The sequence below is a fragment of the Mesorhizobium sp. M2A.F.Ca.ET.067.02.1.1 genome, from assembly GCF_004023285.1.
In the GTDB taxonomy this organism is placed as follows: Bacteria; Pseudomonadota; Alphaproteobacteria; order Rhizobiales; family Rhizobiaceae; genus Mesorhizobium.
The window spans coordinates 1-10,720 of the sequence record NZ_RZSB01000124.1; the positions used below are offsets into that span (position 1 = coordinate 1).

Sequence of the window (10,720 nt, forward strand, 5' to 3'; positions counted from 1 at the left end):
CCATATGCGGTTCGTACCAGAGCCTGATCCGTTCGAGGTCGGCCGGCCATTTGGCGCCGGCGCGTAGGCCGCTATAGATGTCGAGGAACACCGGCCAATCCTGCGCGGCGCGCTGCGGCGGCCGGAAGCGGGCAAGGCCGAGCGTCTCGTCGAGCGACGTCGCCATGGCATCCACGATCTGCGAGGCGGCGGACGGCCCGATGCCCGGCATCAGCTGCAGCACGCGGAAACCGGCGACGCGGTCGCGTGGGTTCTCGGCGAAGCGCAGCATCGCCAGCATGTCCTTGACATGCGCGGCGTCGAGGAATTTCAAGCCGCCGAACTTGACGAAGGGGATGTTGCGACGCGTCAGCTCCACCTCCAGCGGCCCGCTGTGGCTCGAGGTGCGAAACAGCACCGCCTGCGCCTTCAGCGCCGTGCCGGCCTCGCGTTCGGCCAGGATCGCCTGGCAGACATAATTCGCCTGCTCGGCCTCGTCGCGTACGCTGACCAGCTGCGGCCTGTGCGAGGAACGGCGCTCGGTCCACAGATTCTTGGTGAAGCGTTCGCTGGCCTCGCCGATCACCCTGTTGGCGGCTGCCAGGATCGTCTCGGTCGAGCGGTAGTTGCGCTCCAGCATGACGATCTCGGCGGGCTTCGCGAATTGTTTCGGGAAATCGAGGATGTTGCGCACTTCCGCGGCGCGGAAGGAATAGATCGACTGCGCGTCATCGCCCACCACCGTCAGGCCGGCGCCGTCCGGTTTCAGCGCCAGGAGGATCGAAGCCTGCAGCCGGTTGGTGTCCTGGTACTCGTCGACCAGCACGTGGTCGAAGCGGGAACCGAGATGAGCGGCGATTTCCGGCTCGGCCGCCATCTGCGCCCAGTAGAGCAGCAGGTCGTCGTAATCGAGCACGTTCTGCGCCTGCTTGGCCTCGACATAGGCCGCGAAAAGCTCCTTCAGTTGCTCCGCCCATGCCGCGCACCAGGGGAAGGCGGAGCCGAGCACCTCGTCCAGTGGCGCCTGCGCGTTCACCGCCCGCGAATAGATCTGCAGGCAGGTGCCTTTGGTCGGAAAGCGGCTTTCGGTTTTCGAGAATCCCAGCTCATGCCGTGCAAGGTTCATCAGGTCGGCCGAATCCTCGCGGTCATGGATGGTGAAGGCCGGGTCGAGGCCGATCTGCTCGGCATAGTCGCGCAGCAGCCTGGCGCCGATGCCGTGGAAAGTGCCGGCCCAGGCCAGCGCGTCGCCGATGATCGCCGCGTCGCGCCCCAGCACCTCGCCGGCAATGCGCTCGACCCGCTTGGCCATCTCGGCCGCGGCACGACGGGAGAAGGTCATCAGCAGGATGCGGCGCGGATCGGCGCCCTTGACGATGAGATGGGCGACGCGATGCGCCAGCGTGTTGGTCTTGCCGGAGCCGGCGCCCGCGATCACCAGCAGCGGCGCCGCCACCTTGCCGTCGCCATGCACCACCGCCAGCCGCTGCTCATCATTCAGCCGGGCAAGATAAGCGGGCGTCTCGAAGGACGAATCACGAGCGGCGATGTTCATCGCCCATCAAGCATCGTTTCCGCTTTGTTCGCAATAATTTCCTCGCGTTGCGGGAGAGCCGGGAGGGGACCGCAGCGGCCGGAGAGGAGGCTGAGCCGGTGGTGGGTGGGCGCATACATTCTCTATGGAGCGCTGGTCGACCCCCACTCCGTCTCGGCTTCGCCGAGCCACCTCTCCCCCGATCGACGGGGTAGAGGAAAAGCGCCGAGCTTCCAGCAACGCTCCCTTCCTTTCCCTCCGGAGGGGGAAGGTGGCGCTGCGAAGCAGCGACGGATTGGGGGAACCACGTGGCAATCAAACCTCAGGTCGATCAGTCACGCCGTCACAGACGATGTGTGCATGGCGTAGAAGAAGGTGGGCCGAGCAAGGGCGCTACCGCTTCGGCTCCACCCCCATTGCCGCCGACTGGCGCCGCAACTTGCGCCTCTCATCGCCCGGCATGTCCAGCGGCGCGACATCGCCAGGCACCTCGTTGATGATCCTCACGGCGACGCGATAGGCGGTGTAGGCGAAAAGGCCGGTAAGCAGCAGGCGGATCATCATCGTCTCCTCATGCGGTTGATTGGCTTTCAACCGGACGCGGACCGGTTGGTTCCGCCTCACGCGCAACCAAACCGCCATCGCCTCGTTTGCCCTTTATGAAAGGGGCGAACGAGAGGAGGTCGTCATGATGAAGCTTCCTGTGCTGCTGGCTCTTGCGGCAGGGCTCGTGCTCGCCGCCTGCGACAACAGTGTGCAACCCACCAAGGCGCCGGGCGACGAAGTCAACCAGAACCCTCAGGTCGACAAGAACCCGGTGCCGAAATCGACCACGGGCGGCGACCAGCCGGGCACGCCTCCGAAGCAATAGGGCAGGGCGAGTCGGGTTATCGTCGGCCCTAAAGGTCAAGTTATCGTCGGGCTGGAAGAAGGCCGGCGCTGCTTGGGAGGAAGCTGGATAGCGCCGGCCAAGCGGGAAAATCAGGCCCGCCGCGCAATCCAACATAGCTGAGTCTCGGCCTTGCGTCATGGTGCGATCGCGCTAGCCGGCTACAGTCAGTGGAAACACCCGGAAAATCCTGACGCTGCGCGAGCGGCGCTGCTTAGGCCACCGCCGCGCGTGCCGGCTGTCCGCCGGTGATCTCCATGTCGAGTTGGCGCTGCGTCAGCGCCGCTTCGGCCAGGATCCATTGCTTGAACAGTTCCACCTTGCGGGCGCCGAGCGCCTTGATGGGGCTGACGAAGTACCAGCCCGCCGTGTTGGGATGGTGGACCGCGAAGGGGGCTACCAGCCTTTCGGCACGGATGTCGCTTGCCATGTAGGCGCGGTTGGCGACGGCGAAGCCCATGCCGGCATTGGCCGCTTCGTAGGACATCATGCAGCTGTCGAAATAGACGCTTCTCGTCTCGCCAAGCACGAAGCTCGCGCCGGCGAAGCCCAGCCACGACTGCCAGTTCTGCGTGCAGGTGTCCGAATGCAGCAGCGTGAAGTAGCGCAGGTCCTCCGGCACCACCTTCGACAGCGGCTTGTCGCCCAGCACGTCGTGAAACAGCTTGCGGCTGCACACCGGCGTCAGGTCTTCCTTGAACAGCAGTTCCGAGGTGAGGCCGGGGAAATTGCCGTCGCCGTAGCGGATCTCGAGATCATATTCCGAGGTCGCGAATTCATGCGTGGCGTAGGATGTCGACACCCGCATCTCGATGTCGGGATATTGCTGCTGGAAGGTCATCAGCCTGGGAAACAGCCAGCGCGCCGCGAAGGTCGGCAGCACGCAGATCCGCAGCACATGCGCCTGCGACTGGCCGGTGGCCTCCATGCTGGCCGCCACGATCCGTTCCAGCGCCTCGCGCACGCGCGCCACATAGGTCTCGCCCTCCGGCGTCAGCGACACCGCGTTGCCGCCGCGCTCGAAGATCTTGAAGCGCAGCTGGTCCTCCAGGCTCTTCACGCGCTGGCTGACGGCGGAAGCGGTGATAAACTGCTCTTCGCCGGCGCGTGTGAAATTCCTGTGCCTCGCGGCGCTTTCCACGATTTTCAGCGAGTTGAGGTTGACCTGACTGAGCAGACGCACGGGGTTTCGACCTTAAGCTGGGCTTACGCTACCACCAGCATTCCTAAATTTACAGGGGTAGGCGTTTAAATGACTGTTAACCAAGTGTTGCCCCCATCTTGGAGAAAGTACAATGAACGCCCATACAATTCCCGAACTGCGCTGTGCAATGAGCCGCGAGGCCATCATTGGTCATGAGACGGCCTGGAAAGTGTCGGGCTTCGGCGTCGCCCAGTATCGTCACGGTTACGACCCGGCTCTGCTTGCCGCGATCGAGGAAGCCGCCCTGAAGCTGAAGGCCAGCCATGCCGTTCACAAACATCTCGACCTCACCTTTATCACCGGCGCGGACCGCTATATTCCCGAGATCAAGGAGCTTTTACACGACAAGCTGCGCTTGGAAAGGCTGTCCGACATGATGGGCACCAAGCTCGAACCCTATCCACTGTCGATCGTCGGTTCGACCGTCACCTTCATGAACCCGAGGGACGGCGCCGTCGAATGGCATTGCGACGGCGTCCCGGTGACGGAGCTGATCCCGCTGTCGATCAGCGACCCTCTCATCGGCGGTCATCTTGAGATCTATTGCGACGATTCCGAGACCGGCCGCTCGATCCTGGAATCCGGCCGCGACCTGCCGCGCAACAAGGTCATGCGCATCGACCACAAGATGAACTACGCCACGCTCGGCCAGTTCCTGGGCGTGCTCCACCGCACCGCGCCGATCCAGCTCGGCGAGCGCGTCACGCTGGTGCTCAACCAGCGCTCGGCGACCAAGCCGTATGTCGACGATAACCGAATGTTTTACCTCGCCGCCGACAATGACCATGACCGTGCCTGGGTGAACGAGCTGGCCGAGGATGTCTGGACCAACCAGCTGCCCGCCTATCGCCGCCATGCCGAGGAGCATCCCATGCCGCAGCCCGCCGCGGAGCCGGTTTCCGGCGGAGCAAGGGAGTCTTGGTAGTGACCAACGATCCGGTCGAGCGCCAGCCGCGCCCAGCGTCGCTGAGCCTCGGCCCGGCCGTGGCGGACTGTCGAGACCATCCCAGCGCCGCCCCGGCGGCGGCGCTGGCCTTCGCCCTCGGCGCCGTGGCGCTGTGGGCGACCAACGCCCTGGTCGGCAAGACGCTGCTTGCCCTCTATCCGGTATCGCAAGTGCAGTTCCTCCAATTTTGCGGGGCGGCCGTCGTGTTTGCGCTGATCCGACTTTTCCCTTCTCCCCTTGTGGGAGAAGGTGGCCTCGCGAAGCGAGGTCGGATGAGGGGTGCTGGACGGATCGCCGACGCTGGAGTTTCTTCCAACACCCCTCATCCGTCTCGGCGCTCCGCGCCGATCCACCTTCTCCCACAAGGGGAGAAAGAAAGAGTCTCGCTTGCCGCCTATGCCGTCGGCTTCCTGGGGCTGGTCGGCACCATGGTGTTGCAATATATCGGCTTCGCCTCGATGCCGGTCATCGAGGCGAACCTCGTCGCCTATACTTGGCCGCTGATGACCGCCGCGGCCGCTATTCTGCTGGGCCGGCCGCGCCGTCCACTGTTGCTTGGCCTGGCCGCGGCTGTCGGCTTCGCCGGCGTGGCGCTGGTCATTTCCGGAGGGCGCGCGCAGACCTGGTTCGAAGGCGGCAGCGTTGTCGGTTATCTCGCCGCTTTCGGCTCGGCGCTCTGCATGGCCTTCTACTCGCTTACCGTCGGCCGCCTTGGCGTGCCGCCGGAACGTCTGCTTTTGCCCTCGGCGCTGATCGGCGTCGCGCTCACCTTTGCCTGGTGCCTGCATGACGGCGCCGGACGCCTGACCGGTGGGCATCTCCTGCTAGGCCTCTATCTCGGCGCCGGCCCGATGGGGCTCGGCTACTATTTCTGGTCGCGCGCGGCCAAGCTCGATCACGGCGGCAGGATTGCGGTCGTCGCCTATCTGACGCCAATCGCTTCCACGTTTCTGCTGACCCTGTCGGGCGAAAGCCTGTCGATGACGGCTGTTGCCGGCGCCGTCCTCGTCATTGGCAGCTGCCTCGCGGTCGGCATCGAAGGTACGGAGACCACGCACAATGTCCAGAATGCCCGTTGACGAGGACGAACGCCGCGCCAGACAGGAGGCGCACTGGCTGGTCAGGGAATTTGGCGCGGAAGCGCCGCTCTATGCGGCCATGAAGGCGGAAAAGGCTATTGAGCAAAAGGACTTTGGCCGCTGCGCGCGCTGGAAACGCGTGCTGGAAATCCTGTCGGACAGCCCTTCGGCGGATGTCAGGCGCGGCGTCGCCGTCAAATGAGCGATTTGCCCTGGCGCCGGCGAATCGCGAAAGGCCCACATCCAGCCGGCGGATTGTCATTGCCGTGGCCGGACTTGGCCTGAACTTCGATTTTTCAGCAACTTCCTTGGCCGACCCAGTGCAACCGGAGGTTCTACGTATCCTGCCGGACCGTCGGTTCTATAAAGCATCTGTTATAGCTATTAGAAATCCTAACTTGCGCCTTCGCAGCTCGCGTAGAAACATAACCCGGTATTGAGTCGCGTAGCTTTACTGACTCTGGACGGTCCGTTGGGGGACAGGTCCAATTCGATACACCGACAAAAGTCTTAAAAACGAGCTGGCGATTTGAGGGCCGGCAGAAGGTGAAAAAATTGTCCAACATCGACGATAAGACCGCAATTGAACTGACCGCCGACATTGTCTCCGCCTATGTCGGCAACAATCCGCTCCCTGCTTCCGGCCTGCCTGATCTGATCGCCAGCGTCAGCGCGTCGGTGCGCAAGCTCGCCGGCGGCAGTGTCGTCAAGGAGGCGGTGGCGCTGACGCCCGCCGTAAACCCGAAGCGTTCCGTCTTCCCGGATCACATCGTCTGCCTGGAAGACGGAAAGAAGTTCAAGTCGTTGAAACGCCACCTTGCGACCGATCACAACCTGACGCCGGACGAATACCGCGCCAAATGGGGCCTGCCTGCCGATTATCCGATGGTGGCGCCCAGCTATTCGGCGACCCGCTCGGCGCTGGCCAAATCTTCCGGCCTCGGCCGCAAGCCGGCCGGCGGTGACGCGGGCAAAGGCAAGCGCAAGGGCAAGGCCTGAGGCCGGACCTAAAGCATGTCTCCCGAAAGTGGGAACCGGTTTCGGGATCAAGACATGCGACGCGCTTTAGCTGCTGCCTGAGGCAATGAGTGACGCCGCGCCATCGTCATGGCGCGGCCCTCGGACCGCTCTCGGCATGTTGCGTCGCCGCGTGACTGGTTTCCGTAAACGCGCCGAACACCCGGCATCAGTTACGGGGCGGCTTGCTCTCGTCGTGGCGGTCGGGGTCCCGCTCGGCGGTGAGGCTGTCCGCTTCGACGGCGGTCATTTCAAGAAGATAGACGAGCATCTGGTAGCGCGTGCGCGAGAGCATCTTCGCCAGCCTGCGCGCGATTTCCGCCACATATTTCAGCGTTCGCAGATCGTTGACCGCTTCGCCCATCGTGAGCTCCTGACATAGCCGAGTTATTGTTGGGGCCGAGTTATTGTTGGGGCCAAGTTCTTCATTGGCGCTCACGCACGACTCACGGCGCGCTCACAGATTTGCAGTTCGCAAGGAAAACTGAAATCGATTTTCGACAAGCACAACGGCCGGCCCCGCAGATTCTGGCCCTTTCTTCATGGTAACGCCGCGCAACGCTTAAATATAAGCCGAAGCTGAACTTGTGGTTCGTCCGCTTGGCCTGGCTGATTTCCCCGCCGGGAAAGCCGGTGCCGAGCGGCAGCCCGGCAGGGCGGGCGCTTCTCTCACCCCTTATACGCGGAACAGAAGGCCGGCGGATTGTCGTTGCCGATCATGGCGCAGCCGCGCTTGATCTCGTCGATCATCATGCTGCATGCGTTCTGGCCATTGCAGGGCGGGTTGGTCGCCGGCGAAACCTGGACGCATTGCGAGACATATTGGTCCGACTTCGCCTTGCCGGCGGATTGCACGCATGGCCGCGTGTCGTTCTGGCTAGGGGCAGGTTTCGCAGGCGCGGCCTTGGCCGTCGCAGGCGCGGCCTTCGCAGGCGCGGCATTGCCGCTGCTTTGCGGCACGCAGGAGAGATCGCCCTCCGGGCATTGCAACTGGTGCTGCAACTGCGCCAGTCGCGCCTTGGTCAACTCCGCCTTGCAAACCCCGACCAGGCTCGAATAGACCGAGCCATCGGCATAGGGCTGGGTGCGGAAGGCGCATTCCTTGTCGCGGAAGGGGATCCAGGCGCGCTGCGCGTCACGCAGGCGCTTCAGGTCGGCGGGAGCGAGACGTGCCGCCAGCGCCTTGTAGACAGCGTTGAGCCCTGCGTCGGCCGAAGCGGCATTCGCGGTCGTGCAGGTGGCAAGGTCGGCCTGCGTCTTCGCCGCCGCGCAGTCGACGGCTGCCGCGCGGGCGGCGGGCATGGTGAGAAACAGGCCGGCCGCGATCGCGAAAATCGTGGCCGCCAGCGAGGCCGAAAGGAGCGAGGTCTTGCCCGACATATCGTCTGCCCTCTGTTTGAAACGGCCCCGGCGCCTGTGCCAGCATAGGTTGAGGCAATAGCGGCGATCAACGCCAAATCTGTGACGTGGCAAGCAATGTATGACCGGCGGGCGAAAGCCGGGAGTGAACGATTTCACTGCTTGTGTGGAGATGCCCGGCGCGGCGGTGGGCGCTGCCCAGCCAGCCTCTCAGTCATTCAAGGGGCGACGGCCGGAGTTCCCGCTTTCGATCTGGATCAGCAGGTGTTCCGTCGCGCGCCTCACCACGGGGGAGATTGGCTGTGTCGGTGCCCCGCTTGTCGATTCAACTGGAAGAGCAATCGGAGCGGTCTCGCTCTCGAACAGAACCACCTGCGTCGCCAGCGCGGTTGTCGTGGCGACCTGGAAGAAGATGAAGGCGAGGGCGAGATAGCGGATCACGGGCTTCCCAACGCTTTGGCCGGCGACTGGTTCCAGTCCATCGGGCTTTTTGTTGAACGCTCGCGGAGCGCGGCAGGCCTCGTCCGGGCGCTGGCTCTTGCGAAGCGCCGATCTCCCGTGCAAAAGCCCGCTATGCTTATCATCAACGACCTTACGCTGCGCATGGCGGGGCGGCTGCTTCTCGATCATGCCTCATTGACCCTGCCGGCCGGCACCAAGGCCGGCCTTGTCGGCCGCAACGGCACCGGCAAGACCACGCTGTTCAAGGCGATAACCGGCGATTTCCCGTCGGAGACAGGCTCGATCAGCCTGCCGAAGAACACCCGCATCGGCCAGGTGGCGCAGGAGGCGCCTGCCACTGAGGAACCGCTGATCGAGATCGTGCTGAAAGCCGATGTCGAGCGCCAGGCTTTGCTCGAGGAAGAGAAGACCGCGACAGATCCGCACCGCATCGCCGAGATCCACACCCGGCTGGCCGACATCGACGCGCATTCGGCCGAATCCCGCGCCGCCACGATCCTGGCCGGCCTCGGCTTCGACGATGCCGCCCAGCGGCGGCCGGCTTCGTCCTTCTCCGGCGGCTGGCGCATGCGCGTGGCGCTGGCCGCCGTGCTTTTCTCCGAGCCCGATCTTCTGCTGCTCGACGAGCCGACCAACTATCTCGATCTCGAAGGCACGCTGTGGCTGGAAAACTACGTCTCCAAATACCCGCACACGGTGTTGCTGATCTCGCATGATCGCGACCTGCTCAACCGCGCCGTCAACTCGATCGTCCACCTCGATCAGAAGAAGCTCACCTTTTGGCGCGGCGGTTACGACCAGTTCGAGCGCCAGCTGACCGAGCAGCGCGAGTTGCAGGAGAAGAGCCGCGTCAAGCAGGAAGCGCAGCGCAAGCATATGGAATCCTTCGTCGAGCGTTTTCGCGCCAAGGCTTCTAAGGCGAGGCAGGCGCAGTCGCGCCTGAAGGCGCTGGAGAAGCTGAAGCCGATCGCCGCGGTGGTGAACGACACTGTGCGGCCGTTCTCCTTCCCCGAGCCGGTGAAGACGGTGGCCTCGCCGATCGTGGCGCTCAACGGCGTCAATGTCGGCTATACCGAAGGCGATCCGATCCTGAAGAAGATGACGCTGCGCATCGATGCCGACGACCGCATCGCGCTGCTCGGCGCCAACGGCAATGGCAAGTCGACCTTCGCCAAACTGCTCGCCGGCCGGCTGAAGGCCGAGACCGGCTCGATGACCATCGCGCCGGGCCTGAAGGTGGCGATCTTCGCCCAGCACCAGCTCGACGATCTGCGCCCGGAGGAAAGCGCCTATGAGCATGTGCGCCGGCTGATGCCGGACGCGCCGGAAGCCAAGGTGCGCGCCCGAGTCGCCCAGTTCGGCCTGTCGACCGAGAAGATGAACACGTGCGCCAAGGATTTGTCCGGCGGCGAGAAGGCGCGGCTCTTGATGGGGCTATCGGCCTTCGAGGGACCGAACCTCTTCATCCTCGACGAGCCGACCAACCATCTCGATATCGACAGCCGTGAATCGTTGATCCACGCGCTGAACGATTTCCCGGGCGCCGTGATCCTGATCTCGCACGACAGGCATCTGCTCGAAGCCACGGCCGACCGGCTGTGGCTGGTCAAGGACGGCGCGGTCAATCCCTATGACGGCGATCTGGAGGATTACAAGACGCTCGTCACCGGTGTCTCCTCCAACCGGCGCGAGCAGAAGGAAGCCGACAAGGCCTCCAAGGCCGACCGCCGCCGCGAAGCCGCGCAGCGCCGCGCGGCACTTGAACCGCTGGCCAAGGAGATCCGCGCCACCGAGGCGCTGATGGACCGCATCCGCAAGCGCATCGACCTCATCGAGGACGAGCTGGCCAACCCGGCGATCTACGAAAAGGATCCGTCCACCGCGACGCGGCTCGCCAAGGAACGTTCGCAACTGGCGCACACGCTGGCGCTCAACGAGGACAAGTGGCTGACGATGTCGGCGGAATATGAGGAAGGGATAGCGGAGTAGCTCCCCCTTCTCCCCCTGTGAGGGTTTTGCATGGGAGTCGATATTTAGCGCACGAGGCGGATGGGCGTTTTTTGAAAGGCGCTCTGGCCGCTTTGGCGGGTTATTTTGCCTCGCTCTTGGGGCCTCAGGCCGCCATGGCAGTGGATTTTGGGCGGACTGCGCCTCATGCCGGCTTCCTCTTTGGGAAGAGGACTGCGGCCGCTCTTTGCAGATTGTAGCCGCAGCCGGCAAGCATGCACTGCGTCCGGTTGGTCGCAAGGTT

General features: G+C 64.0%; 12 protein-coding genes. 6 read left to right on the forward strand and 6 right to left on the reverse strand.

What is annotated here, in order from left to right; all coding sequences use genetic code 11:
• Together EOA28_RS11970 and EOA28_RS38795 are read right to left on the reverse strand one after the other, a co-directional pair.
• On the reverse strand, nt 1–1,534 hold a 1,534-nt coding region (locus EOA28_RS11970), incomplete at its 3' end, for an ATP-dependent helicase (protein WP_148670693.1).
• Nucleotides 1,535–1,906: 372 nt separating this feature from the next.
• Nucleotides 1,907–2,074 (reverse strand): hypothetical protein, encoded by a 168-nt coding sequence (locus tag EOA28_RS38795; RefSeq protein WP_210214937.1) that lies wholly within the window; start codon nt 2,072–2,074, stop codon nt 1,907–1,909.
• Between the two features lie 127 nt (nt 2,075–2,201).
• Between EOA28_RS38795 and EOA28_RS11975 the strand changes: the two genes are divergently transcribed.
• Nucleotides 2,202–2,384, forward strand: a complete 183-nt coding sequence (locus tag EOA28_RS11975; RefSeq protein WP_095816012.1) for a hypothetical protein — start codon at nt 2,202–2,204, stop codon at nt 2,382–2,384.
• 232 nt (nt 2,385–2,616) lie between these two features.
• Here the strand turns inward: EOA28_RS11975 and EOA28_RS11980 are convergent, their stop codons facing one another.
• Nucleotides 2,617–3,585: a LysR substrate-binding domain-containing protein gene (locus EOA28_RS11980; protein WP_127251448.1), complete on the reverse strand. Its 969-nt coding sequence runs from the start codon at nt 3,583–3,585 to the stop codon at nt 2,617–2,619.
• A gap of 112 nt (nt 3,586–3,697) precedes the next feature.
• Here EOA28_RS11980 and EOA28_RS38800 point away from each other — a divergent pair, with 112 nt between their 5' ends.
• From EOA28_RS38800 to EOA28_RS12010, 4 genes are all read left to right on the forward strand, one after another.
• Nucleotides 3,698–4,531, forward strand: coding sequence for a hypothetical protein (locus EOA28_RS38800; RefSeq protein ID WP_189342024.1), 834 nt, complete (start codon nt 3,698–3,700; stop codon nt 4,529–4,531).
• 41 nt (nt 4,532–4,572) lie between these two features.
• Entirely contained in the window at nt 4,573–5,631 is a 1,059-nt protein-coding gene (locus EOA28_RS12000) for a DMT family transporter (RefSeq protein ID WP_245463493.1), read from the forward strand.
• Nucleotides 5,612–5,833 carry a hypothetical protein gene (locus EOA28_RS12005; RefSeq protein WP_245463237.1) on the forward strand — a complete coding sequence of 74 codons (222 nt, stop codon included), beginning with the start codon at nt 5,612–5,614 and terminating at the stop codon, nt 5,831–5,833. Before EOA28_RS12000 ends, EOA28_RS12005 begins: the two co-directional genes overlap by 20 nt.
• A gap of 353 nt (nt 5,834–6,186) precedes the next feature.
• Complete coding sequence (locus tag EOA28_RS12010) at nt 6,187–6,630, forward strand: MucR family transcriptional regulator (RefSeq protein WP_042638138.1); 444 nt, start codon at nt 6,187–6,189, stop codon at nt 6,628–6,630.
• Between the two features lie 187 nt (nt 6,631–6,817).
• Here EOA28_RS12010 and EOA28_RS12015 read toward each other — a convergent pair whose 3' ends face one another.
• The 3 genes from EOA28_RS12015 to EOA28_RS12025 all read right to left on the reverse strand — a co-directional run bounded on the left by EOA28_RS12015 (nt 6,818) and on the right by EOA28_RS12025 (nt 8,448).
• Nucleotides 6,818–7,012, reverse strand: a complete 195-nt coding sequence (locus EOA28_RS12015) for a hypothetical protein (protein ID WP_127251447.1) — start codon at nt 7,010–7,012, stop codon at nt 6,818–6,820.
• Nucleotides 7,013–7,317: 305 nt separating this feature from the next.
• The gene (locus EOA28_RS12020) at nt 7,318–8,028 is read right to left on the reverse strand and encodes a lysozyme inhibitor LprI family protein (protein ID WP_127251446.1); all 711 of its coding nucleotides are present in this window, start codon (nt 8,026–8,028) and stop codon (nt 7,318–7,320) included.
• Nucleotides 8,029–8,217: 189 nt separating this feature from the next.
• Nucleotides 8,218–8,448, reverse strand: a complete 231-nt coding sequence (locus EOA28_RS12025; RefSeq protein WP_126078184.1) for a hypothetical protein — start codon at nt 8,446–8,448, stop codon at nt 8,218–8,220.
• A gap of 132 nt (nt 8,449–8,580) precedes the next feature.
• Between EOA28_RS12025 and EOA28_RS12030 the strand changes: the two genes are divergently transcribed.
• Nucleotides 8,581–10,458, forward strand: coding sequence for an ABC-F family ATP-binding cassette domain-containing protein (locus tag EOA28_RS12030; protein ID WP_127251445.1), 1,878 nt, complete (start codon nt 8,581–8,583; stop codon nt 10,456–10,458).
• Nucleotides 10,459–10,720: the final 262 nt, after the last annotated feature.

Bases quoted from the DNA above. Each gene is read 5' to 3' on its own strand.
- EOA28_RS38800 (WP_189342024.1), top strand. From the start codon at position 3,698: ATGAACGCCCATACAATTCCCGAACTGCGCTGTGCAATGAGCCGCGAG.
- EOA28_RS12005 (WP_245463237.1), top strand. From the start codon at position 5,612: ATGTCCAGAATGCCCGTTGACGAGGACGAACGCCGCGCCAGACAGGAG.
- EOA28_RS11975 (WP_095816012.1), top strand. From the start codon at position 2,202: ATGATGAAGCTTCCTGTGCTGCTGGCTCTTGCGGCAGGGCTCGTGCTC.
- EOA28_RS12020 (WP_127251446.1), bottom strand. From the start codon at position 8,028: ATGTCGGGCAAGACCTCGCTCCTTTCGGCCTCGCTGGCGGCCACGATT.
- EOA28_RS12030 (WP_127251445.1), top strand. From the start codon at position 8,581: ATGCTTATCATCAACGACCTTACGCTGCGCATGGCGGGGCGGCTGCTT.
- EOA28_RS12015 (WP_127251447.1), bottom strand. From the start codon at position 7,012: ATGGGCGAAGCGGTCAACGATCTGCGAACGCTGAAATATGTGGCGGAA.
- EOA28_RS38795 (WP_210214937.1), bottom strand. From the start codon at position 2,074: ATGATCCGCCTGCTGCTTACCGGCCTTTTCGCCTACACCGCCTATCGC.